19 protein-coding genes are annotated in these 23,200 nt (G+C 64.4%); 9 read left to right on the top strand and 10 right to left on the bottom strand.

All coding sequences use genetic code 11. From position 1 onward, the window contains the following. Positions 1–237: 237 nt before the first annotated feature. The 3 genes from AC0L2Z_RS03770 to AC0L2Z_RS03760 form a co-directional block, all read right to left on the bottom strand. Positions 238–1,014 carry an ABC transporter substrate-binding protein gene (locus AC0L2Z_RS03770; protein ID WP_287120243.1) on the bottom strand — a complete coding sequence of 259 codons (777 nt, stop codon included), beginning with the start codon at positions 1,012–1,014 and terminating at the stop codon, positions 238–240. A 108-nt stretch (positions 1,015–1,122) separates the two neighbouring features. After that, positions 1,123–2,868, bottom strand: coding sequence for a hydantoinase B/oxoprolinase family protein (locus AC0L2Z_RS03765; protein WP_473626753.1), 1,746 nt, complete (start codon positions 2,866–2,868; stop codon positions 1,123–1,125). 1 nt (position 2,869) lies between these two features. Then, positions 2,870–4,957, bottom strand: a complete 2,088-nt coding sequence (locus AC0L2Z_RS03760) for a hydantoinase/oxoprolinase family protein (RefSeq protein ID WP_473626751.1) — start codon at positions 4,955–4,957, stop codon at positions 2,870–2,872. A 233-nt stretch (positions 4,958–5,190) separates the two neighbouring features. Between AC0L2Z_RS03760 and AC0L2Z_RS03755 the strand changes: the two genes are divergently transcribed. The 5 genes from AC0L2Z_RS03755 to AC0L2Z_RS03735 all read left to right on the top strand — a co-directional run bounded on the left by AC0L2Z_RS03755 (position 5,191) and on the right by AC0L2Z_RS03735 (position 11,886). Beyond that, positions 5,191–6,018, top strand: a complete 828-nt coding sequence (locus AC0L2Z_RS03755) for a ferredoxin--NADP reductase (protein WP_128244738.1) — start codon at positions 5,191–5,193, stop codon at positions 6,016–6,018. 276 nt (positions 6,019–6,294) lie between these two features. Continuing rightward, positions 6,295–7,359 (top strand): deoxyribose-phosphate aldolase, encoded by a 1,065-nt coding sequence (deoC, locus tag AC0L2Z_RS03750; RefSeq protein WP_473626749.1) that lies wholly within the window; start codon positions 6,295–6,297, stop codon positions 7,357–7,359. Between the two features lie 16 nt (positions 7,360–7,375). Continuing rightward, on the top strand, positions 7,376–9,748 hold the full coding sequence (locus tag AC0L2Z_RS03745) for an aldehyde dehydrogenase family protein (RefSeq protein WP_473626748.1): 2,373 nt from the start codon (positions 7,376–7,378) through the stop codon (positions 9,746–9,748). A gap of 400 nt (positions 9,749–10,148) precedes the next feature. Further along, on the top strand, positions 10,149–10,880 hold the full coding sequence (locus tag AC0L2Z_RS03740) for an SDR family oxidoreductase (RefSeq protein WP_473626746.1): 732 nt from the start codon (positions 10,149–10,151) through the stop codon (positions 10,878–10,880). 160 nt (positions 10,881–11,040) lie between these two features. Beyond that, positions 11,041–11,886, top strand: coding sequence for a fumarylacetoacetate hydrolase family protein (locus AC0L2Z_RS03735; protein ID WP_023801471.1), 846 nt, complete (start codon positions 11,041–11,043; stop codon positions 11,884–11,886). A gap of 165 nt (positions 11,887–12,051) precedes the next feature. Here the strand turns inward: AC0L2Z_RS03735 and AC0L2Z_RS03730 are convergent, their stop codons facing one another. The 7 genes from AC0L2Z_RS03730 to AC0L2Z_RS03700 form a co-directional block, all read right to left on the bottom strand. Beyond that, positions 12,052–13,050: an ABC transporter ATP-binding protein gene (locus tag AC0L2Z_RS03730; protein WP_023801470.1), complete on the bottom strand. Its 999-nt coding sequence runs from the start codon at positions 13,048–13,050 to the stop codon at positions 12,052–12,054. A gap of 64 nt (positions 13,051–13,114) precedes the next feature. Continuing rightward, positions 13,115–14,170 carry a Gfo/Idh/MocA family protein gene (locus AC0L2Z_RS03725; RefSeq protein WP_473626745.1) on the bottom strand — a complete coding sequence of 352 codons (1,056 nt, stop codon included), beginning with the start codon at positions 14,168–14,170 and terminating at the stop codon, positions 13,115–13,117. Next, positions 14,163–14,639, bottom strand: a complete 477-nt coding sequence (locus AC0L2Z_RS03720; protein ID WP_473626744.1) for a DUF4304 domain-containing protein — start codon at positions 14,637–14,639, stop codon at positions 14,163–14,165. Before AC0L2Z_RS03720 ends, AC0L2Z_RS03725 begins: the two co-directional genes overlap by 8 nt. After that, a complete protein-coding gene (locus AC0L2Z_RS03715; protein ID WP_023801468.1) occupies positions 14,636–15,475 on the bottom strand; it encodes a carbohydrate ABC transporter permease in 840 nt (279 codons plus the stop codon). Before AC0L2Z_RS03715 ends, AC0L2Z_RS03720 begins: the two co-directional genes overlap by 4 nt. 242 nt (positions 15,476–15,717) lie before the next feature. After that, the gene (locus AC0L2Z_RS03710) at positions 15,718–16,641 is read right to left on the bottom strand and encodes a carbohydrate ABC transporter permease (RefSeq protein WP_473626742.1); all 924 of its coding nucleotides are present in this window, start codon (positions 16,639–16,641) and stop codon (positions 15,718–15,720) included. A 245-nt stretch (positions 16,642–16,886) separates the two neighbouring features. Next, a complete protein-coding gene (locus AC0L2Z_RS03705) occupies positions 16,887–18,146 on the bottom strand; it encodes an ABC transporter substrate-binding protein (RefSeq protein ID WP_091591882.1) in 1,260 nt (419 codons plus the stop codon). Between the two features lie 2 nt (positions 18,147–18,148). Then, positions 18,149–19,105: an N-acetylmuramic acid 6-phosphate etherase gene (locus AC0L2Z_RS03700; protein ID WP_473626741.1), complete on the bottom strand. Its 957-nt coding sequence runs from the start codon at positions 19,103–19,105 to the stop codon at positions 18,149–18,151. 200 nt (positions 19,106–19,305) lie between these two features. Here AC0L2Z_RS03700 and AC0L2Z_RS03695 point away from each other — a divergent pair, with 200 nt between their 5' ends. The 4 genes from AC0L2Z_RS03695 to nagA are packed head-to-tail and all read left to right on the top strand — an operon-like array spanning position 19,306 to position 23,169. After that, positions 19,306–20,187: a glucosamine kinase nucleotide-binding domain-containing protein gene (locus tag AC0L2Z_RS03695; protein WP_473626740.1), complete on the top strand. Its 882-nt coding sequence runs from the start codon at positions 19,306–19,308 to the stop codon at positions 20,185–20,187. Further along, complete coding sequence (locus AC0L2Z_RS03690; protein ID WP_473626738.1) at positions 20,184–20,966, top strand: GntR family transcriptional regulator; 783 nt, start codon at positions 20,184–20,186, stop codon at positions 20,964–20,966. The genes AC0L2Z_RS03695 and AC0L2Z_RS03690 overlap by 4 nt, the downstream gene beginning before the upstream one ends. After that, complete coding sequence (locus AC0L2Z_RS03685) at positions 20,963–21,994, top strand: SIS domain-containing protein (protein WP_473626736.1); 1,032 nt, start codon at positions 20,963–20,965, stop codon at positions 21,992–21,994. Before AC0L2Z_RS03690 ends, AC0L2Z_RS03685 begins: the two co-directional genes overlap by 4 nt. Continuing rightward, positions 21,991–23,169, top strand: coding sequence for an N-acetylglucosamine-6-phosphate deacetylase (gene nagA, locus AC0L2Z_RS03680; protein WP_473626735.1), 1,179 nt, complete (start codon positions 21,991–21,993; stop codon positions 23,167–23,169). The genes AC0L2Z_RS03685 and nagA overlap by 4 nt, the downstream gene beginning before the upstream one ends. Positions 23,170–23,200 lie beyond the last annotated feature (31 nt).

Below are 23,200 nucleotides of genomic sequence, written 5' to 3'. Positions count from 1 at the left end.
GCCGCCCGGCGGTCGGAGCCGGTATTTTCTCCATTAGCGTATTCGGTACGGCGGGTCAGTCAAGCGGGAAAGTGAGGGCCGGCCCGACGATGGTGCTGTAGAAGGGGGAGCGCCGTTCGGGCATACTTCACCAATTGTTGATGTCGGCGCTGCCCCTCATCCGCCTGCCGGCACCTTCTCCCCGTATAGTGACGGGGAGAAGAGGCTTATTCCTGCACCGTTGCCGATTGCCTCCGCCTACTCGCCGTAGACGTCGAAGGCAAAGTACTTGTCGTTGATTTCCTTGTATTTGCCGTTGGCGCGCAGCGCGTCGATCGCCGCGTCGAGTTTTTGGGCCAGTTCCTTGTTGCCCTTCTGCAGCGCGATGCCGACGCCTGGGCCGTGGATGGCCGGGTCGGGGGCCAGGGTGCCGAGCAGCTTGCAGCAGGCGCCCTCGGGCTTCTCCAGCCATTCGGTCAGCAGGATCGAGCCGTCCATCACCGCGTCGAGGCGGCCGTTGACCATGTCGGTGCGGGCGTCGTCGCCGGTCGGATAGGGCTTTATGGTCGAGCCTGCGTATTTCTGCTCGGCGAAATTCTGATGGATCGTCGCGCTCTGCACGCCAAGCGCCTTGCCTTTCAGGTCCTCGGGCGAGGTGCCGGTGACGGTCGAATCCTTCGGTACCGCGATGGCCGGCGGCGTCTGGTAGTATTTGTGGGTGAAGTCGACCTTCTCGGCGCGTTCCGGCGTGATGGTGATGTTGATGATGGCGTCGAACTTGCCGGCCTGCAGCGCCGGGATCGAGCCGTCGAAATCCTGCACGACGAACTCGCACTCGGTCTTCATCTCGGCGCACAGCGCCTTGCCGAGATCGATGTCGAAGCCGCCCAGCGTGCCGTCGGCATTGGCATAGTTGAAGGGAGGATAGGCGCCTTCGGTGCCAAGCCTGAGTTTCTTGTCCTGGGCGGAGGCAGCGCCGGTGGCGAGCGCCATGGCGACGGAAGCGGCAGCCAAGAAACGACCGAAAAGGCGCATGATCCAGATCTCCGTTGATGGGAGAAGTCTACGGGGTTTTGTGGGCGCGGCGGAGACGGAAACGACATGCGCTGCGGCGATCACGGCGCGGCAGGGGAGCTTCGGCGGTCAGCCGGCTGCTCGTGCCCGCTCGGTGGCGGCCAGGTCGATCGCCGACCCGTCTGCGGACAGAGCGACGCCAAATTTCTCGCTGGCCTGTTCGGGCGTATAATACCCCAGCCTGACATCCCGCAGCACCAGTTGCGGGTCGCGCGCTAGGGGATCGCCATAGCCGCCGCCGCCCGGCGTGCCGACGCGCACGCGGTCGCCGGTTTTTAGCGCGATGTCCTGCTCCTTGGAGAGGTGCGGCGGCACATGTTCTTTGCCGTCGCGAAAAACGGTCACCGTGTTGACCGCGCCGTCCCTGCCGCCGAGCACGCCTTGCGGGCCGAAACGGCCATGGTCCATGACGAAGGAGGCGCGGGCGTCGCCGCGCAGGATCTCGACCTCATAGGCGAGGCCGAAACCGCCGCGATGCCTGCCGGCGCCGCCCGAGCCCTCGCGCAGGGCATAGTGGCGATAGAGCACCGGAAACGCCTGCTCCATGATCTCGACCGGCGGCGATTTGGAAATGCCGATGGTCGAGCAGCCATTGCTCAGGCCATCGTGTCCGGCATTGCCGCCATAGCCGCCGCCAGAAATCTGGTACATGACATAATCGCGGCCGCGGGCCGGATCGTTGCCGCCGAGCGCGAAATTGCCGCTGGAGCCGGCGGGAGCCGCCGTCACCTTGTCCGGCAGCGCCTGCACCATCGCCGCGAACACCGCCTCAGCGATGCGCTGCGAAACCTCGGCCGCGCAGCCGGACACCGGGCGCGGGTATCTGGCGTCGAGGAAAGTGCCTTCCGGCCGCTTGACGATCAGCGGCTCGAAGGCGCCGGCGCTGATCGGCACATCGGGGAAAATATGGCGCATGGCGAGATAGACCGAGGACAAGGTCGTCGCCAGCACGCTGTTCATCGGCCCGGCGCAGGGCTTTGACGAGCCTGAAAAATCGAAGCTGAGCGTGTCGCCGTGTTTTTCGACCGCCAGCGCGATGGTCAGCGGCTCGTTGACCACCCCGTCGGAATCGACGAAGGCTTTTGAGCGATAAATGCCGTCGGGAATGGCCGCTATGTTGGCGCGCATCTGTTCGGCGGCGCGTCGGCGCAGCTCGGCGATCGCCTCGACGACTGTTTCGTTGCCGTAACGATCTATGATTCCGTTGAGCCGGTCTTGGCCGATCAGCAGTGCCGCCGCCTGCGCGCGGATGTCGCCGATGCGCTGGTCGGCAACCCTGATGTTCGAGCAGATGATGGCGTAGATCTCGCGGTCGAGCACGCCCTGCTTGAACAGTTTCACCGGCGGCAGCCGCAAGCCTTCCTGCTCGACCGCCGTTGCCGAGGCGGAAAAGCCGCCCGGCACCGAGCCGCCGATGTCGGGCCAGTGGCCGGTGTTCGACAGCCAGCAGAAAATTTTTCCGTCTCTGTAGACCGGCATGGCGAAGCGCACATCCATCAGATGGGTGCCGCCGAGATAGGGGTCGTTGACGATGTAGATGTCACCGGGCTCGGGCGGCAGGCAGCGGCCGTCGGCGATCATCTCAATCACCGTTTTGGTCGAATACTGCATGACGCCGACGAACACCGGCAGGCCCTGGCTGCCTTGCGCGATCAGCGATCCGTCAACGGCCGAATAGATGCCGTCGGAGCGGTCATTGGCCTCGGCGATGACAGGCGAGAAGGCGGCGCGCGAAAACGTCAGGTCCATCTCGTCGCAGACCTGCTGCAGCGCCGCCTGGATGACCGAAAGCGTAATGGCGTCGAGCTTTTCCATCTCAGGCCTCAATGCCGATGTCGATGATGATGTTGCCGTCGGCGTCCGAGCGCGCCCGGTCGCCGGGCTCGAGTACGGTGGTGGCGTCCATCTGTTCGAGGATCGCCGGCCCTGCGATGACGGCGTCGAGCGGCAGCTTTTCCCTGACATAAACCGGCGTGTCGTGCCAGCGTCCACCATACCAGACCGGCCGGATTTCGCGGCGCGCCTCGTCGAGCGTTTTGGCGCGCCCTGCCGGGTCGATCAGCCGCGAAAGATCGATCGCCGGCCGCACGCCGGTGACCGAAGTGTTGAGGTTGACCAGATTGGCGCGGATTTCCGGCAGCTCGACCTTGAAGCGGGCGAAATAGGCCTTTTCGAACAGTTGCTGCAGGACCGCGCGCGTCACCGCGGACGACGGCAGCGGCACGTTGATGATGTGGGTCTGGCCGACGAACTGCATGTCGGCGGAATGGGTGACGCGGATCGTCTCCGGCTTTATCGCCTCCTTGCCGATCAGCTCTTCACCTTCGTTTCGGTGCCGTTCCAATATCGCGTGAAGCTGGGCTTCGTCGAGGCTGGCCACCGGCTGGTTGACGGTGTTGACGAAATCGTGCCTGAGATCGGCGACGACGCAGCCGAGCGCATTGGTGATGCCCGGCCGCGCCGGCACCAGCACTTTGGGCAGGCCGAGCTCGCGCGCCAGTGCTGTCGCATGCAGCGGCCCGGCGCCGCCAAAAGCGAACAGCGCGAAATCGCGCGGGTCGTGGCCGCGCGACACCGAAACCATGCGGATGGCGCCGGCCATCTTGATGTTGCCGAGCCGCAGCACCGCGCCCGCCGCCTCGACGCCGGACAGGCCGGTGGGGCGGCCGATCCTGTCTTCAAAAATGCCGGTGACGTGCTCTGATGTGACCGGATTTTCGACGGCAAGCAGCTTTTTCGGCGCCAGCCGGCCGAGCACCAGATTGGCATCGGTGATGGTCGGTTCAACGCCGCCGCGCCCGTAGCAGATCGGGCCGGGATTGGCGCCGGCGCTTTCCGGGCCGATCTGGATCAGGCCGGCCGCATCGACGCGAGCGATCGAGCCGCCGCCGGCGCCGACCGTGTGCACCGCCACCATCGGCACGTGGATCGGCATTGCATATTCGATCTCGATTTCGTTCGACACCGCCGGTTCGGCATTGCGGATCAGCGCCACGTCGGTCGAGGTGCCGCCCATGTCGTAGGTGACCAGGTTTTCGAAGCCGGCGCGTTTTCCCGTATAGGCGGCGGCGATGACGCCGGAGGCCGGGCCGGACATCACGGTCTTGGCCGATTCACGGGTGACAAAGCGGGCCGAGATCATGCCGCCATTGCCGTTCATGATCAGGAAGTCGCGGGCGTAGCCTTTCGACCCCAATTCCTTGCGCAGCCGCTCGACATAGCGTTCGAGGATCGGCTGCACCGAGGCGTTGACCGAGGCGGTGACGCCCCGCTCGAATTCGCGCGCTTCCGACAGCAGCGCATGGCCTGTCGTGATGTAGCTGTTCGGCCAAAGCGCGGCGGCGATCGCGGCGGCGCGCCGCTCATGCGCCGGATTGGCGTAGGAATGCAGGAAATGGACGACGAGGGATTCGCAGCCGGCCGCGATCAATTGTGAAACCGCCGCGCGCATCTCGGCTTCGTCGAGCGGAATGCGCACCGCGCCCGAGGCTTCGACGCGCTCCGACACTTCGAGCCGCAGGTTGCGCGGAATGATCGGGACGAAGCTGCCGGTCATGCCATAGGGCTGCGGCCGCGTCCGCCGGCCAAGCTCGATGACGTCGCGAAAGCCGCGCGTGGTGATCATGCCGGTTCTGGCCAGCCGGCGTTCGAGGACTGCGTTGGTGGTGGTGGTCGTGCCGTGCACGATGAGGTCGATGCCGCGGATGGGAAAACCGGTGGCGTCGAGCGCGGAAACGACGCCGAAGGCCTGGTTGTCGATGGTGGTCGGGGTCTTGGCGATATGCACCTTGCCACCGTGACGGCCGTCGATCAGAAGCAGGTCGGTAAAGGTTCCGCCGACATCGATGCCGGCGACGACGCTGCCCGAGGAATCCAGCGTCTGCGCCGAAAAATTCTCTTCCATTGTCGAAACCCGAAATGTCAGGACTACAGATATGTCTCAGTTTGGAAAGGTGTTTCAGCCTGGCGTCTTGACGCAAATATCATTTGTATACTAATAAATTCCGGACACAAGAGCTTACCGCTTGGCAGTGTGCAAACGGCACGCCGGAACCTGATCGGTTCGGGCGCGCAGGAGAAAGTTTGGCGTCAGCGCCCTCGGGTTGGCCAGAAGGTTAGGCCAGAAGGTTAGGTTTGATGAACACCACATCCGCGCTCAACACCGCCGGCGCCCGGCCGCTGCAGTTCCCGATTCCGGCCAATGTCTATGCCGAAACCGTCGTCTCGGTGAAGCACTATACCGACCGGCTGTTTTCGTTCCGCATCACCCGGCCGCAGTCGCTGCGCTTCCGCTCCGGCGAGTTCGTCATGATCGGCCTGCCCAATGCCGAAAAGCCGGTGTTCCGCGCCTATTCGATCGCCAGCCCCGCCTGGGACGACGAGCTGGAATTTTTTTCGATCAAGGTGCCGGACGGCCCGCTGACGTCTGAGCTGCAAAAAATCGAGATCGGCGACACCGTCATCATGCGGCAAAAATCGACCGGCACGCTGGTGGTCGACGCGTTGACCCCGGCCAAGCGCCTGTTCATGATCTCGACCGGCACCGGCATCGCGCCCTTCGCCAGCCTGCTGCGCGACCCCGACACTTTTGAGAAATTCGAGCAGGTCGTGCTGACCCACACCTGCCGCGACAATGCCGAACTGACCTACGGCCAGGAGCTGGTTGCAGAGCTGGAGAACGACCCGCTGATCGGCGAGCTGACCGGCGGCCGCGTCACGCTCTACAATTCGACGACGCGCGAAACCTCCGAGCGCATGGGCCGCATCACCGCGCTGATCGGCTCGGGACAATTCTACGCCGATCTCGGCATCGACAAGCTCGATCCGGAGACCGACCGCATCATGATCTGCGGCTCGATGCACATGCTCAGGGATGTCAAGGAACTGGCCGAAAGCCTTGGCTTCGAGGAAGGCTCGCTGCACCATCCGGCGAGCTTCGTCGTCGAGCGGGCGTTTGTCGGATAGGTTCTTTCCTTCTCCCCTTGTGGGAGAAGGTGGATTGGCGCGCAGCGCCAAGACGGTTGAGGGGTGCTGGACGGAGTGCGGCGGTGCCAAGCTGGAACACCCCTCATCCGGCCGCTTCGCGGCCACCTTCTCCCCACAAGGGGAGAAGGGAGAGCGCCGCAGCGCTGTTCGGCTGATGTCACAGCAGGCTTTTTCCGTTATGACCGCCTGAAGGACTCGTGAAGCGCTGCTTCACGGGCTATCTTCGGCACAAGTCGTCGAACGAAAGGGCAGGAGATGAGCAGCACCAGCCGCGAAGCCGAGCTTAGTGCCGACAGATTGGGACCTTCGAAGATCATGCCGCTGCCGGCGCGCGCCGCCGCCAATGCGCCGGCGCCGCAAGCGCACGGCATTGCCCGCAACCCCGGCATGAAGCTCGATCTCGGCTTCATGGAATCGATGCGCAGCGTCAACCGCTCGGCGCTGGAACGGCGTGTCGCCAGCCTGACCAAGCGGCGCTCGATCAAGGCCGACAACCAGGCCGCCTGGCTGCTGCGCGCCGTCGCCTGCATGGACCTGACCACGCTGAACTCGAACGACACCGACGAGCGCGTGCGCCGGCTCTGCGCCAAGGCGGCCAATCCGTTCCGCCGCGACATCGTCGAAGGCCTCGGCATTGCTGGGGAAAAGATCCGCCCGGCGGCGGTCTGCGTCTATCACCCCTTCGTCGCCACCGCCGTCGATGCGCTGCGCGGCAGCGGCATCCATGTCGCCGCCGTTTCCACCGCCTTCCCGCACGGCCTCACGCCACTTTCGACGCGCCTGCAGGAGATCGAAGCTTCGGTGAGCGACGGCGCCGACGAGATCGACGTCGTCATTCCGCGCGGCCTGGTCTTTGCAGCGAAATGGCAGGAACTCTATAACGAGATCGTCTCGATGCGCGCCGCCTGCGGCGAGGCGCATCTGAAGGTCATCCTCGGCACCGGCGACCTCGCCACGCTGCGCAACGTCATGCTCGCCTCAATGGTGGCGATGATGGCCGGCGCCGATTTCATAAAGACGTCGACCGGCAAGGAAAGCGTCAACGCGACGCTGCCGGTCGGCCTTGCCATGGTGCGCGCCATCCGCGCCTATTTCGAGGAGACCGGCCACCTCATCGGCTTCAAGCCGGCCGGCGGCATTTCGACGGCCAAGGCTTCGCTCGACTGGCTGGTGCTGATGAAGGAAGAGCTTGGCCGGCGGTGGGTGGAGCCGGACCTGTTCCGCTTCGGCGCGTCGAGCCTTCTGACCGACATCGAGCGCCAGCTCGAGCATCATTTGACCGGTCATTATTCGGCCAATCATCGCCACGCGATGGCGTGACTATCGGGAGCGCTCCATGAACATTCTCGAACGCTATCACGACATGGACTACGGTCCGGCGCCGGAGGCCCGCAATGAAGCCGATGCCTGGCTTGCCGCTCGCGATTTTTCCAAAGCGCTGTTCATCGGCGGCGACTGGAAGGCAGCCGGCGACGGCAAGACCTTCGACACCAGCGATCCCGCCTCCGGCAAACTGCTGGCCAAGGTCTCGGATGCCGGAGCTGCCGATATCGACGCGGCGGTTTCGGCCGCGACAAAAGCGCTGCCGAAATGGAGCGCCAGCTCCGGCTACAGCCGGGCCAAAGTGCTCTACGCAATCGGCCGCGCCATGCAGCGTCACCAGCGGCTGTTTGCGGTGTTGGAATCGATCGACAACGGCAAGCCGATCCGCGAAAGCCGCGACATCGACGTGCCGCTGGCCATCCGCCATTTCATCCACCATGCCGGCTGGGCGCAGGCGCTGGACAGGGATTTTCCGGATCAGAAGGGCGTCGGCGTCGTCGGCCAGATCATCCCCTGGAATTTCCCGCTACTGATGCTGGCTTGGAAGATCGCGCCGGCGCTCGCCGCCGGCTGCAGTGTGGTGCTGAAGCCGGCCGAGTTCACGCCGCTTACCGCCATCCTGTTCGCCGAGATTTGTGAGCGCGCCGGCGTGCCGAAGGGCGTCGTCAACATCGTCCACGGCGGGCCGGAGGTAGGTGGGGCCATCGTCAACCATCCCGGCGTCCAAAAAATCGCCTTCACCGGCTCGTCCGAGGTCGGCAAGATCATCCGCAAGGCCACTGCCGGGTCGGGCAAAAAAATATCGCTGGAGCTTGGCGGCAAGTCGGCCTTCGTCGTCTTCGAGGATGCCGACCTCGATAGCGCCGTCGAGGGACTGGTCGACGGCATCTGGTTCAACCAGGGCCAGGTCTGCTGTGCCGGCTCGCGCCTTTTGGTGCAGGAGGGCATCGCCGAGGCCTTCATCGCCAAGGTCAAGGCGCGGATGAGCCGGCTGCGCGTCGGCAGCCCGCTCGACAAGAACACCGATATCGGGCCGCTGGTCGACCTGACCCAGCTCGATCGCGTCAAGGGCCTGGTCGCCGAAGGCGCCAAACAGGGCGCCGTCTGCTGGCAGCCGGACGTGGCGCTGCCGTCCTCCGGCTATTACCATTTGCCGACGCTGGCGACAGGCGTTTCGCCGGCCAACATCCTGGCGCAGGAAGAGGTGTTCGGCCCGGTGCTGGCGACCATGAGCTTCCGCAACACCGAGGAAGCGGTCGAGCTCGCCAACAACACGCGCTACGGGCTGGCCGCCTCGGTGTGGAGCGAGAACGTCAACCTCGCGCTGCACGTCGCGCCGCAATTGAAGGCCGGCGTCGTCTGGGTCAACGGCACCAACATGTTCGACGCCGCCTGCGGCTTCGGCGGTTATCGCGAGAGCGGTTTTGGCCGCGAAGGCGGGCGCGAGGGCATGCTCGAATATCTCTCGGCAAAACTGCCGCTCGGCCCCACCATCAAGCCGGCACCGGCTACGACAAATCCTGTCGAGCGGGCGGAAGGCGACGCCATCGACCGCACGGCAAAGCTGTTCATCGGCGGCAAGCAGGTCAGGCCGGACGGCAATTATTCGCTTGCCGTCGCCACCGCCAAGGGCAAGCTTGCCGGCGAGGTCGGTCTCGGCAGCCGCAAGGATGTTCGCGATGCCGTCGCGGCTGCACGTGCCTGCAAGGCCTGGCCGGAGGCGACCGCCTATAACCGCAGCCAGGTGCTGTATTATCTGGCCGAAAACCTGTCCGGCCGTGCCGACGAATTTGCGGCGCGCCTCACGGAGCTCACCGGCGCCACCGCCAAGGCCGCGCGCGACGAGGTCGAGCAATCGATCGAGCGGCTGTTCCTCTATGCCGGCCTGGCCGACAAGTTCGAGGGCCGCGTCCACCAGCCGCCGGCCCGCGCCGTCACGCTGGCGCTGCATGAGCCGGTCGGCGTCGTCGGCATCGTGGCAGCCGACAATGCGCCTTTGCTCGGCCTGATCTCGCTGGTGGCGCCGGCGCTGGCCATGGGCAACACCGTGGTCGCGGTGCCGTCGGAAAAATATCCGCTGCTGGCCACCGATCTCTACCAGGTCATCGAATATTCCGACGTTCCGGCCGGCGCCATCAACATCGTCACCGGCCGCACCGCCGAGCTCGCCGGCGTGCTGGCCAGGCATGACGATGTCGACGGGCTCTGGCTGTTCGCCGATGCCGAGACCTGCGCCAGGGCCGAAGCCGACTCCGTCGGCAATCTCAAGCGCGTCTGGACCGGCAACGGCCGCAGCCTCGACTGGGCGTCGGCCGAGGCCGCCGGCGATGCCTTGCTGCGCCGTGCCGTCGAGGTCAAGAACGTCTGGGTGCCCTACGGCGATTGAGCGTGTGTAGATTCTCGACGTCGGCGCCGCCCCTCATTGCTCTGCCGGGCATTTCTCCCCGTATAGTGACGGGGAGAAAGGGCTGGCCGCAGCCTCGGCGCACATTCTGCAACGTTGGATATTGGCGAAACCATCGATGACAGCGCCCCTCTCCCCGTCACTATACGGGGAGAGGATGCCGGCAGGCAGGTGAGGGGCAGCGCCGACGCCCGGAAAAGGTGAGCCGGTGTGGAGATTGCAATTGTCGACGTCGGCGCCGCCCCTCATTGCCCTGCCGGGCATAGTGACGGGGAGAAAGACGCTGCCTCGGCGCCGGGCTTGACGGGCTAAAAGATGTTCTTTACCGAGAAAAAACATTTGCCGCCCTAGGCACCCGGGCGGCCACAAGGAGAAAAAAAGCATGGCGGATCTGGGAGGCAAGATCGTTGTCGTCACGGCGGCGGCACAAGGCATCGGCCGGGCGAGCGCGCTGGCTTTCGCCAGGGCGGGCGCTGTCGTCCACGCCACCGACATCAACGAGGTGCTGCTCGCCGACCTCGGCAAAACGGCCGGCATCAAGACCCGCAAGCTCGACGTGCTGAACGACGAGGCGGTCGAGAACGCCTTTGCCGAGATCGGCGCTGTCGACGTGCTGTTCAACTGCGCCGGCTTCGTCCACTCCGGCCCGATCCTCGAGATGAAGGACGCCGATCTCGATTTTGCCTATGATCTCAACGTCCGCTCGATGATCCGCACCATCCGCGCCGTGCTGCCCGGCATGCTGGAGCGCGGCGACGGCTCGATCATCAACATGGCGTCGCTGGCCGGCTCGACCAAGGGCGTGCCCAACCGCTTCGTCTATGGGCTGACCAAGGCGGCGGTCATCGGCCTGACCAAATCGGTCGCCGCCGACTATGTCGGCAGGGGCATACGCTGCAACGCCATTTGCCCGGGCACGGTCGAAAGCCCGTCGCTGGAGGACCGCATGCATGCGCAAGGCGACTACGAGGCTGCCCGCGCCGCCTTCATCGCCCGCCAGCCAATGGGCCGCCTCGGCACAGCAGAGGAAATCGCCGATCTCGCCGTCTATCTGGCCGGCGCCACCTATACGTCGGGGCAGGCTTATAATATCGACGGTGGCTGGTCGATCTAGGAGGCCATTTGAAAACTCTCGGGCGCCTAGCGCGGTTTTCTGCGCTTGCCTAGGCTCACGTACTTTAAGTACGCTCCGCTCCGGTTCTCAAAAACGACGCCATTCGCCGCAGCGGAGCCAGTTTGCAAACGGCCTCTGGGTCGCAATCAGGAGAAAAAGAATGAAACTGCTGCGCTATGGCGAAGCGGGGAGTGAACGCCCCGGCCTGCTCGATGCGGATGGAACGATCCGCGATCTCTCCGCCCATGTCACCGACATTGCCGGCAAGGCGCTCGACCCGGCATCGCTCGAAACATTGTCGAAGCTCGATCCGAAATCGCTGCCGGCGGTTTCCGGCAATCCGCGCATCGGCGCCTGCGTTGCCGGCACCGGCAAATTCATCTGCATCGGCCTCAACTATTCCGACCACGCCGCCGAGACCGGCGCCACCGTGCCGCCGGAGCCGATCATCTTCATGAAGGCAAGCTCGGCCATCGTCGGGCCTGACGACGACGTGCTGATCCCGCGCGGCTCGGTCAAGACCGACTGGGAAGTCGAGCTTGGCGTGGTCATCGGCAAAACCGCGAAATACGTCACCGAGGCCGAGGCGCTGAATTATGTCGCCGGCTACTGCGTCGCGCACGACGTGTCCGAGCGCGCCTTCCAGGCCGAGCGCCAGGGCCAGTGGACCAAGGGCAAGTCCTGCGACACCTTTGGGCCGATCGGCCCGTGGCTGGTGACCAAGGACGAGATCCAGGACCCGCAGAACATCCCGATGTGGCTGAAGGTCAACGGCAAGACGATGCAGAACGGCTCGACCAAGACCATGGTCTATGGCGTCGCCTATCTGGTCTCCTATCTCAGCCAGTTCATGTCGCTGCATCCTGGCGACATCATCTCGACCGGCACGCCGCCAGGCGTCGGGCTGGGCATGAAGCCGCCGGTGTTCCTAAAGCCCGGCGACGTCGTCGAGCTCGGCATCGAAGGGCTGGGCATGCAGAAGCAGACGTTCAAGGCGGACGAGTAGCGGCGCTCTGCCTTCTCCCCTTGTGGGAGAAGGTGGCCGCGAAGCGGTCGGATGAGGGGTGCTCCAGCTTGGCACCGACAGCACTCCGTCCAACACCCCTCATCCGTCTCGGCGCTGCGCGCCGATCCACCTTCTCCCACAGGGGGAGAAGGAGAAAGGGGCGCGCTACTTCAGCACCTTGCCATCCGCTCCAAACCGATAAGTCTTCGCCGGATCCGGCGTCGCGTAGAGCGTGGCGCCCGGCTCGGCGTTGTAGACGCCAAAAATGCGCACGGTGATCAGCCCGGCCTTTTCGCAGTCGAGATAGAGGTTGGTGTCGGCGCCGAGATGCTCGGCATGGACGACCGTGCCTTTCCAGGCGCCGGATTTCGCATCGACGGTCAAATGCTCGGGACGGACGCCGATGGTCTTGGCCGTCTCGCCAAGCCTGGCGCCGTCGACGAAATTCATCTTCGGCGAGCCGATGAAGCCGGCGACGAACTCATTCGCCGGCGCATTGTAGAGTTCCATCGGTCCGCCGATCTGCTCGATCCTGCCCGCATTGAGCACGACGATCTTGTCGGCCAGCGTCATCGCCTCGACCTGGTCGTGGGTGACGTAGATCATCGTCGCCTTCAGCCGGCGATGCAGTTGCGCGATCTCCAGCCTGGTGTTGACGCGCAGTGCGGCATCGAGGTTGGACAAAGGCTCGTCGAACAGGAAAAGCTTGGGCTCGCGCACCACGGCGCGGCCGATGGCGACGCGTTGGCGCTGGCCGCCGGACAGCTCGGCCGGGCGCCTGGCCAGATAGGGCTCCAGCGACAGCATCGAGGAGGCGATGCCGATGCGGCGGTCGATCTCGGCCGCCGGCGTGCCTGCCTGCTTGAGGCCGAGGCCCATATTGTTCTTCACCGTCAGATGCGGGTAGAGCGCGTAGGTCTGGAACACCATGGCGATGCCGCGCTTGGCCGGCGGGGTGGCGGAGACGTCCGCGCCGTCGATGACAACACGGCCCGAGGTCGAATCCTCCAGTCCGGCGATGACCCTGAGCAGCGTCGATTTACCACAGCCGGAGGGGCCGACGAAGACGACGAATTCGCCGTCGGTCACTTCGAGGTTGATGCCCTTCAGCACCTCGACCGGCCCAAACGCCTTCTTCACATTCTCGATATTCAGCGAGCCCACGGCGTTCCTCCGGATTGGAATGTGGGGGCGCTGTAGAGCGCAATCCCTGACGAAAATTCCCCTGTCACAATTGCACCGCCTTTCCGCTGCGCACGCTCTCGTCGGCGGCAAGGCAGACGGCGAGCGACTTCACCGCGTCGTCCATGTGGCGGGAGAGATCCAGATCTTCGCGGATCGCCTTGAGCAGAAAAGCCTGTTCGAGGTCACAGAGATCCTGATGGCCGGGCTCACCCTCCATCGACAGCATCTCGTCCGGTTTGGCGAACTTGCCGTCCGCGCCGGTCGCCGCGCTGTGCAGGCGGATAGTCGAGGTCCTGGTGTGGGTGTCGATGTCGTCGGATTTGACGCCCTCTTTCATGACGATCGACACGCAGCCATTGGGCGAGATGACGTCCTTCACGAAAAAGGCCGTCTCCGAGATCATCGGTCCCCAGCCGGCCTCGTACCAGCCGACCGAACCATCGTCGAACAGCACCTGCAGGTGCCCGTAATTGTACATCGTGGGCGCAATCTCGTCGCTCAGCCTCAGCCCCATGCCGCGCACCTCGACCGGCCTGGCATCGGTAATCTGCAGCATCACGTCGAGATAGTGCACACCGCAATCGACGATCGGCGACGTCGTCTGCAACAATTGCTTGTGCGTCTCCCAGCTATGGCCGGAGGATTGCTGGTTGAGGTTCATGCGGAACACGTAAGGACCGCCCAGTTTTCGCGCCTCGGCGATCAGCCTGATCCAGGACGGGTGATGGCGCAGGATGTAGCCGATCACCAGTTTTTTGCCGTTGGCCTTTGCTGCCGCAACGACGCGTTTCGCATCCGCCACTGTCGTCGCCAGCGGCTTTTCGACAAAGACATGGCAGCCGGCCTCGAATGCCCTCACCGCATAGTCGGCATGGCTGTCGGAATATGTGGCGATGCAGGCGACATCAGGTCTCTCGTCGCGCAGCGCCTCGTCAAAGGAGCGCCTGATGCCATAGCCGGAAAGCCCGGCCGGCAGCGGCACATCCGAGCGGTTGACAAGTGCGGCGATGTCGAAGCCCGGATTGGTGTGATAGGCCAGCGCATGGCTGCGGCCCATGTTGCCGAGCCCGGCGACGACTATACGAAGAGGTTCAGCCATGTCGATCTGCCTTTTCTTGCTTGCGGGCCACAAGTGCCACCATCACTTGTGGCTCGCATTCATCTGCGACCCGCAAAGCCGCTGCTTCGCTGTCACAGCGGGATAAAAGTCGGAAGCCATAGCCATCGACTCCGTCCTTAATCAGTGAAAGCCTCTGATCGTCAGGCAAGGGATGCTCAAGATTGAGCGCCAGGGTGAACGCCTTCGACTGCTCGTCTTCCATCTGGGAATTGACGCGCCAACGAATGTGACAGTTGTATTCTTTCGGCCGGCGTCCCTTCCCAAGCCGCGTAAACCAGACTGCGGCGTTCATATAGAACTGCGGCCCCCAGGAAGACTTCTGAAGGTTTAGCAAGCAGATGGTCTCCGGCCATTCGCGGTAGAAATTCGCGGCGCGAACGCCTCGAAATCCATAACGGCTCGCTGTCTCGACGAGGGCCTGTACGATAATCCCTCGACCATCACTCATTTGACGGCTCCGGAAGTAATGCCGCGGATCAGCTGCCGCGAGAAGATGACGTAGAGAATCAGCACCGGCATGATCGCCAGCGAAAGTGCGGCCAGGATCGCGTTCCAGTTGGTGACGAACTGGCCGAGGAACAGCTGGGCGCCGAGCGTCACCGTCTTGGTTTCCTCCGACGGCGCCAGGATCAGCGGAAACCACAGATCGTTCCAGATCGGGATCATGGTGAAGACGGCGACCGTCGCCATCGATGGCCTGACCAGCGGCAGAACCAGCCGGAAAAAGATGGTATATTCGGACAGACCGTCGATACGCCCGGCATTCTTCAGGTCGTCGGACACCTGCTTCATGAATTCCGACAGGATGAAGACGGCGAGCGGCAGGCCTTGCGCCGTATAAACCAGGATCAGCGCCGTCAGCGTGTTGACCAGCCCGCTCGCCACCATCAGCTGCAGGATAGCGACGGTGCCGAGGCGGATCGGGATCATGATGCCGAGCGCGAGATAAAGCCCCATCAGCGAATTGCCGCGAAAGCGGTATTCCGACAGCGCGAAGGCGGCCATCGCGCCGAACAGCAGCACGAAGAACAGCGAGGCGACGGTGACGACAAGGCTGTTCTGGAAATAGTGGATGAAATCGCCCTGGCCTATGACGGTGGTGTAGCCGATCAGGTCGAAGGTTTTCGGGGTCGGCGGCGTCAACGGCGCGCCGAAGATGCCGGCGCGGGATTTAAACGAATTCATGATGACGATGATCACCGGAAACAGCGCGATCACCGTGTAGGTCAACAGCACCGCATGGGCGCCGATGGTGCGGGGCAGGGAGTGGGTTGCCGTGCTCATTGGAAAGTCTCCTGACGAGCTGCATTTCCAAAGGATGGCGCCAGGGCGCCCCCCTCTGTCCTGCCGGACATCTCCCCCTCAAGGGGGGAGATTGGACTGCAGCATTGCTTTCGCCACTCTTCAACGTTGCAAGAGAAGTCGCCGGGCTGAAGCTGCCAATCTCCCCACTTGAGGGGGAGATGCCAAGTGGTGGCAAAGAGGGCAGGCCAGAGGGGGGTATTCAAGCTCGACATATCGGCCCCCTAAAACTGATAGCGACGCAGGCGCGTCTGGACGAGGAACAGGTAGACGCAGACGCCGCCAAGAATGATCAGGAACATCATCGTGGCGATCGCCGCGCCCATGTTGGGATCGCCGACCTGCAGCTGGAAACCGAAGAAGGCCCGGTAGAGGAAGGTGCCGAGGATATCGGTCGAATAATTCGGGCCGGCCAGCGCGCCTTGCGCGGTGTAGATCAGGTCGAAGGCGTTGAAATTGCCGACGAAGGTGAGGATCGAGATGATGCCGATCGACGGCAGGATCAGCGGCAGCTTGATCTTCCAGAACTGCGACATGCCGGTGATGCCGTCGCATTCGGCGGCTTCGATCACCTCCTCTGGGATCGACAGCAATGCCGCATAGATCAGCATCATCGGGATGCCGACGAACTGCCACACCGAGATCAGGCTGAGCGTGGTCAGCGCATATTCTTCTTTGCCGAGCCACGGCGTGAACAGGCTTTTGAGGCCGACAAGATCCATCAGGTTCGGCGCCACGCCCCACAGCGGCGACAGGATCAGCTTCCAGGCGAAGCCGACGATGACGAAGGACAGGATCGTCGGCACGAAGATCGCCGTGCGGTAGAAGGCGGAGAATCTCAGCCGCGGGCTGGACAGCAGTGCGGCCAAAAGCACCCCGATCGGATTCTGCACGATCATATGGATGATGAAGAACCAGACATTGTTCCGGAGAGCGTTCCAGAAGCCCACGGACCAGTTAGGATCGCCGAACAGCGTGCGGAAGTTTGCCAGCCCCACGAAGATTTGGGACTGGTCTATGTTGCGGAACAGCGAGAGCCGTAGCGTGCCGGCCAGCGGCAGGATCATGATCGCGGAATAGACCAGCACCGCCGGCGCCAGGAAGACGACGATATGCCAGCGGAACGGTCGTTTCGGTGCTGCGGCCATGCGTTCGGTCCCCGCCGATCAGGTTCTTGCGATGCTTGCGACGGCAGCGCTGCCCCTCACCCTTACCCTCCCCGTGAAAGACAGGGAGAGGGGGGCGTCAGCGCCGGAGCTTCTCCCTTCTCCCCGTCACTATACGGGGAGAAGGTGCCGGCAGGCGGATGAGGGGCGGCGCCGTCGGTTGCAGTCGATGCTATCGAAAAAAGCAGAGCCGTCCACTTGCGACGGCCTTGCTTCTATCTGCGCTCTTACTTCGCCGGCTTATACCAGCTGTCGAGGCCGTCCTGCAGCTTCTTGGCGGCAGCTTCCGGCGTATCGGTGCCATTGATGACGTTAGCCGATTCAACCCATGTCTCGTTTTCGAGGTTCGGCGTACCGCGGCCCAGGATCTGGTAAGTCGAGCGGATCGTCGACTTGCACTTGTCGCGCCAGGAGACGAATTCCTGGGCCAGCGGGTCTTCCATCTTCACCGGCGTCTTGTTCAGGCTGAAGAAGCCCGGCAGCGCGTTGGCGTAGATGGTGGCGAAATCCGGCGAGGCGACCCAGGTCAGGAAGGTCTTGGCTGCATCCGCATTCTTCGACGCTGCATTGAGGCCCATGCCGATGTCGGTGTGGTCTGAGATGTAGCAGGTGTCGCCGGCCTTCTGCACCGGCGGCGGGAACGCGCCCATCTTGAACTGCGCCTGGGTGTTGAACAGGCCGATCTCCCACGAGCCGGCCGGGTAGATGGCGGCGCGGCCGAGGGTGAACAGGTTCTGGCTGTCCGGATAGGTCTGCGCCTCGAAGCCGTCGCCGAGATAGGGCTTCCATTTGGCGAGTTCGGCAAACGGCGCGACCCACTGCGGGTCGGTCAGTTTTTGCTCGCCCTTGATCAGCGCGGTGCGGCCTTCCTCGCCCTTCCAGTAGTTCGGGCCGATGTTCTGGTAGCCCATTGTCGCGGCTTCCCAGAGGTCCTTGGTGCCCATCGCCATCGGGATGTAGGTGCCATCGGCCTTGATCTTATCGAGCGCGGCGTAGAATTCCTCATTGGTCGTCGGCACCTTGATGCCGAGCTGGTCGAAGGCGTCCTTGTTATAGATGAAGCCATGGATGACGGAAGCCATCGGCACGCAGAAGCTCGACTTGCCGTCGTCGGTCTGCCAGGCGGCCTTGGCGACGTCGGAAAAATTCTCCATGCCGGGCAGCGTCGAGATATCGGCGAGATTGCCCTTCTTGAACAGCTCCAGCGACTTGTCGAACGGGCGGCAGGTGATCAGGTCGCCCGCCGAGCCGGCGGCGAGCTTGGCGCCCATCGCGGCGTCATATTCGGTCGGCGCCGACGGCGCGAACACCACCTTGATGCCGGGGTTCTTGGCTTCGAAAGCCGGGATCAGCTTGTCCTTCCAGATGGCAAGGTCGTCGCCGCGCCAGCTTTCGATGTTGAGCGTTACGTCCTGGGCATAGGCCATTCCGGCCGAGCCGAGAATGCTGGTGCCGAGAAGAAGTGCCGTCAGTAGTTTCGTTGTCATGCTCAGTCTCCCTGTTGACCTTTTTCAGGTTCGGTTTTGAGAACAGAGGCTTTGCGCCCCATGCTCCCCTCGATCGCGGAAAGCGCCGGTCGCAGCTTCTGCCCGGTCCCTTCCAGTATCTTCTGCGCCGCGTCGGCACTGGCGGCGCCGGCGGCGAGCAGAATGGCGGTCTTGACGGCGCCGCCGCTGTTCTCGAGCAGGCGCGCCGCATCGTCCCTGTCGCGTCCGCTGATGGCGGCGACGATGCGGGCGGCGCGGTCGCGCAGCTTGATGTTGTCGGCCATGAGATTGACCATGTAGCCGTCATGGACATGGCCAAGATGGATTGCGGCCAGCGTCGACAGCATGTTGAGCGCGATCTTCTGCGCGGTGCCGGCGCCCATGCGCGTCGAGCCGGCGATCAGCTCAGGCGGCGTTTCGAGCAATATGGCGATGTCGGCCAGCCGAAGCAGCGGCGCATGCTTGTTGTTGGCGATGGCGATGGTTGCCGCACCGCGGCGCCTGGCGTCCTCGATCGCCCTGACCGCATAGGGCGTCGAGCCGCTGGCCGAGACCGCGATCAGGCAGTCGCCCTCGCCGATGCCGGCAGCGGCAACCGCTGCCGAGGCTTCGTCGGTGTCGTCCTCCGGCCCGCCGGCCAGTGCCTTGAAGGCATCGTCGCCACCGGCGATCAGGATGGCGATACGGTCGCGCTGAATGCCGAAGGTGCCCGGCAGCTCCAGCGCATCGGCGAGCGCCATCAGGCCCGAGCTGCCGGCTGCCGCGTAAGCGAGCTTGCCGCCGCTGTTCAGCCGGCTGGCGATGATCTCGGCGGCTTTGGCGATGGCCGGAACGGCGCCGCGCACCGCCTTGGCGGCCTCGATCTGCGCGTTGGCCAACGAGGAAAGAATGGCGTCCGGAGCCTGGATGTCCAGTCCCTCGGCATTCTGGTGAAGCGCTTCGGTACGCGTTTCGGCCATCCGCTTTCCCTCCAATCCAGAAAACAATACCAAAAAAATACCACTTGTCCACACGCATTAGCGATTTCCCTGCCTCGGAACTGTCCTTTCGTCAAAATGCGTAGGTTTTTCAATAGAATACGCCTTAATCTTTTTGAAATGAAAATTAAGCCTTGGCTATTGGTATTTTATTGGTATTATCCGCCAGGAGGAGAAATCGTGTGAAATTCGTGCTTGGCATCGATGGCGGCGGCACCAGCTGCAGGGCGGCTCTTGCAACGGTGGACGGGACTGTCGTCGGCCGCGCCAAGAGCGGTGCGGCCAACATCCGCACCGATCTCACCGGCGCCAGGGCCAACATCGTAGAGGCGGCAAGGCAGGCCTTTGTCGCCGCCGGGCAGGACCCCGAACTGATCCCGCAGACCCCGGCCATCCTCGGCCTCGCCGGCGCCAATGTCGGCACCTACAGGCAGCAGCTCGAAGCGATCCTGCCGTTCAGCGTCAGCCGCGTCGAGACCGACGCCGAGATCGCGCTGGAAGGCGCGGTCGGCTCCGGTGACGGCGCCATGGCCATCCTCGGCACCGGCACCGCCTATATGGCGCGCAAAAACGGCAAGTCGCGCGCCATCGGCGGCTGGGGATTCCAGGTTGGCGACCAGGGCAGCGGCGCCCGCATCGGCCGCGACCTGCTCGAGCAGACGCTGCTCGCCTATGACGGCATCCGCCAGGGATCGCCGCTGACGCAGGCCATGCTCGCCATCTTCCGCGACAATCCCGAGGATTTGGTCGAGTTCACCACCAACGCAAAACCCGGCGATTTCGGCGGCTTCGCGCCCAAGGTTTTCGAGCATGCCGAAAAGGGCGACATCGTCGCCAACTGGATCCTCGACAAGGCAATCGCCGATGTCGAGGCAGCACTTGGCGTGCTCGATCTCGGCGACGACGATCCGCTCTGCCTGCTTGGCGGGCTGGCGCCGCTCTATGCACCACGCCTGTCGGCGCGCTACCGGGCGCTGCTGAAGCCGCCGCTCGACGATGCGCTGGGCGGCGCCGTGCAGATGGCGGTGCGCGTTTTCTCGAACGCGACGGAGGCGGCGCGATGAGCGAGGCCGCCGACCAGATATTCGCCACGCTGAAACAGTCGGCGCAAAGCGGCGCGCCGCTCTATCTGCAGCTCAGGAAGAGCATCGAGGACGCGGTCAATCGCGGCCTGATCGGACCGGGCGACGCGCTGCCGTCCGAGCGCGACATCGCCAGCAAGGCCGACATTTCGCGGGTCACCGTGCGCAAGGCGGTGCAGGATCTGGTCAAGGACGGCATCCTTGTCCAGCGTCACGGCTCCGGCACCTTCGTCGCGCCGCGGATGGAGCGCGTCGAGCAGTCGCTGTCGCGGCTGACGTCCTTCACCGAGGATATGGCGCGGCGCGGCATGGCGGTGCGTTCGGCCTGGCTCGACCGCGGCCTCTATGCGCCCTCGCCGGACGAGATGATGGTGCTCGGCCTGTCGTCGAACGAACTGGTGGCGCGGGTGGCGCGGCTGCGCATCGCCAACGAAACGCCGCTGGCGATCGAGCGCGCGGCACTGTCTGCCAGCGTGCTGCCCGACCCGGCGGCGATCGGTTCGTCGCTCTACGCGGCGCTTGAAACGACCGGCCATCGGCCGGTGCGGGCGGTGCAGCGCATCTCCGCCGCCAATCTCGGCGACGACGACGCGCGCCTGCTCGAAGTGCCGCTTGGCATTGCCGGCCTGCACATCGAGCGTATTTCCTATCTGGCGAGCGGCAAGGTGATCGAATTCACCCGCTCGATCTACAGGGGCGACGCCTATGATTTCGTCGCCGAGCTCCGGCTGAGCGGGCCGGGCGAAGAGGGCCGGCCATGAGCGCGACAATTACCTATATGCGGCGCGAGATCGAGGAGATCCCGGAGGCGACTGCCCGCCTGCTCGACGGCTCGGCGGCGGTACTGACCGAGGCCGGGCGCGGCATTCGCGAGCGCGATCCAAACTTCGTCGTCACCGTGGCGCGCGGCTCCTCCGACCATGCCGCCACCTTCATGAAGTATGCGGTGGAACTGACCGCCGGCCTCGCGGTCGCGTCGGTCGGCCCGTCGATCGCTTCGATCTATGGCGCCAGGCTCAAGCTGGCCGGCTCGGCCTGCCTGGCGATCTCGCAGTCGGGCAAGAGCCCGGACATCGTCGCCATGGCGCAAGCCGCGAGAGCTGGCGGTTCGCTGACCGTCGCCATCACCAACACCGCCGATTCGCCGCTGGCGCGGGCCTGCGATTATGCCATCGACATCCTGGCCGGCCCGGAGCGCAGCGTCGCGGCGACGAAGACCTTCGTCAATTCAGCCGTCGCCGGCCTCGCCTTGATGGCGCATAGCACCGGGGACGACAAGTTGCTGGCGGCGCTCGCCCGTTTGCCAGAACATTTCCGCAAGGCGATCGCCTGCGACTGGATGGCGCTGGCCAGCGCCCTTGAGACGCAGAAGTCTCTGTTCATCCTCGGTCGTGGTCCGTCCGCGGCGATCGCCAATGAGGCGGCGCTGAAATTCAAGGAAACCTGCGCCATGCACGCCGAGGCCTATAGCGCTGCCGAAGTGATGCATGGCCCGCTGGCGCTGGTCGGGCCTGATTTTCCGGTGCTGGCGCTCGCCGCCCACGATGCTTCCGAGCCGTCGGTCGCAGAGGCCGCCGACAGCCTGGCGAGCAAGGGCGCGGCCGTCTTCGTGACTTCGGACAAGGCGACAAGCGCTCAGCACCTGCCGCATGTCGCCACCGGCCATCCACTGACCGACCCGCTGGCGCTGATCGTGTCCTTCTATGGCTTCGTCGAGGCCTTTGCCCGCCATCGCGGTCTCGATCCGGACACGCCGCCCAATCTGCGCAAGGTGACGGAAACCATATGAGCGACCGTTTTGCCCTGACTGGCGCCCGGATTTTTGACGGCGACGACTGGCACGACGACGCTGCCCTTGTCGTGCGAGACGGTCTCGTCGAGGCCATCGTCGCCGCCGGAGCCGTTCCGTCCGGCGTCGAGCCTATCGAAACCGGCGGCGGCATGCTTGCACCGGGCTTCGTCGACCTGCAGGTCAATGGCGGCGGCGGCGTCATGCTCAACGACCACCCCGATGTCGCCTCGATCGAGACCATCTGCCGGGCACATGCGCCTTTCGGCACGACCGCGCTGCTGCCGACGCTGATCACCGACACGCCTGAGATCACCGCGTCGGCGGTTGCCGCCGGGGCCGAGGCCGCACGGCAAAAGGTGCCGGGCTTTTTGGGCCTGCATCTCGAAGGCCCGCATCTGTCGATCGCCCGCAAGGGCGCGCATGACCCGGCGCTGATCCGGCCGATGCTGGATGCCGACCAGGCGATGCTGATTGCGGCGCGGAAAAACCTGCCGGTGCTGCTGACGACTGTAGCGCCGGAATCGGTGGAGCCGGCGAGGGTTTCGGCGCTGGTCGGGGCCGGCGTCGTCGTCAGCCTCGGCCATTCCGACACCTCCTATGCCAAGGCGCGCGCGTTTGCCGACGCCGGCGCAACAATGGTCACCCATCTGTTCAACGCCATGAGCCAGATCGGCAACCGCGAGCCGGGTCTGGCGGGTGCCGCCATCGATACCGGCACATTGTTTGCCGGGATCATCGCCGACGGCATCCATGTCGATCCCGCCGCCATGGCCATCGCTTTGCGCGCCAAGCAGGGCCCGGCAAGGATTTTCCTGGTCACCGACGCGATGGCGACGATCGGCACCGACATGACCTCGTTCACACTGAACGGCCGCGCCGTCTACCGCAGGGACGGCAGCCTGCGGCTTGCCGAAGGGACGCTGGCGGGCGCCGATCTCGACATGATCGCCGCCGTCCGCTTCGTCCACCGCATCGTCGGACTGGACCTGTCGGAGGTCCTGCGCATGGCTTCGCTCTATCCGGCGCAGGCGATCGGCCAATCACACCGGCTCGGGCGCTTCGCCAACAGCACCGCCGCCGATATCGTTGCACTCTCGGACGAATTGGACGTCAAGGGCGTCTGGATAGAAGGCAAGAGGGTTTTCGAGGTCGGTGTCCCAAAGGGTGCCTAAGATATCAGCCGTTTGGCTCGCAGCCTGAAGC

The organism is Mesorhizobium sp. WSM4850 (genome assembly GCF_055811735.1).
This window is presented reverse-complemented; position numbering and strand designations above follow the sequence as displayed.

Bases quoted from the DNA above. Each gene is read 5' to 3' on its own strand.
- AC0L2Z_RS03770 (WP_287120243.1), bottom strand. From the start codon at position 1,014: ATGCGCCTTTTCGGTCGTTTCTTGGCTGCCGCTTCCGTCGCCATGGCG.
- AC0L2Z_RS03765 (WP_473626753.1), bottom strand. From the start codon at position 2,868: ATGGAAAAGCTCGACGCCATTACGCTTTCGGTCATCCAGGCGGCGCTG.
- AC0L2Z_RS03760 (WP_473626751.1), bottom strand. From the start codon at position 4,957: ATGGAAGAGAATTTTTCGGCGCAGACGCTGGATTCCTCGGGCAGCGTC.
- AC0L2Z_RS03755 (WP_128244738.1), top strand. From the start codon at position 5,191: ATGAACACCACATCCGCGCTCAACACCGCCGGCGCCCGGCCGCTGCAG.
- deoC (WP_473626749.1), top strand. From the start codon at position 6,295: ATGAGCAGCACCAGCCGCGAAGCCGAGCTTAGTGCCGACAGATTGGGA.
- AC0L2Z_RS03745 (WP_473626748.1), top strand. From the start codon at position 7,376: ATGAACATTCTCGAACGCTATCACGACATGGACTACGGTCCGGCGCCG.
- AC0L2Z_RS03740 (WP_473626746.1), top strand. From the start codon at position 10,149: ATGGCGGATCTGGGAGGCAAGATCGTTGTCGTCACGGCGGCGGCACAA.
- AC0L2Z_RS03735 (WP_023801471.1), top strand. From the start codon at position 11,041: ATGAAACTGCTGCGCTATGGCGAAGCGGGGAGTGAACGCCCCGGCCTG.
- AC0L2Z_RS03725 (WP_473626745.1), bottom strand. From the start codon at position 14,170: ATGGCTGAACCTCTTCGTATAGTCGTCGCCGGGCTCGGCAACATGGGC.
- AC0L2Z_RS03720 (WP_473626744.1), bottom strand. From the start codon at position 14,639: ATGAGTGATGGTCGAGGGATTATCGTACAGGCCCTCGTCGAGACAGCG.
- AC0L2Z_RS03715 (WP_023801468.1), bottom strand. From the start codon at position 15,475: ATGAGCACGGCAACCCACTCCCTGCCCCGCACCATCGGCGCCCATGCG.
- AC0L2Z_RS03710 (WP_473626742.1), bottom strand. From the start codon at position 16,641: ATGGCCGCAGCACCGAAACGACCGTTCCGCTGGCATATCGTCGTCTTC.
- AC0L2Z_RS03705 (WP_091591882.1), bottom strand. From the start codon at position 18,146: ATGACAACGAAACTACTGACGGCACTTCTTCTCGGCACCAGCATTCTC.
- AC0L2Z_RS03700 (WP_473626741.1), bottom strand. From the start codon at position 19,105: ATGGCCGAAACGCGTACCGAAGCGCTTCACCAGAATGCCGAGGGACTG.
- AC0L2Z_RS03690 (WP_473626738.1), top strand. From the start codon at position 20,184: ATGAGCGAGGCCGCCGACCAGATATTCGCCACGCTGAAACAGTCGGCG.
- AC0L2Z_RS03685 (WP_473626736.1), top strand. From the start codon at position 20,963: ATGAGCGCGACAATTACCTATATGCGGCGCGAGATCGAGGAGATCCCG.
- nagA (WP_473626735.1), top strand. From the start codon at position 21,991: ATGAGCGACCGTTTTGCCCTGACTGGCGCCCGGATTTTTGACGGCGAC.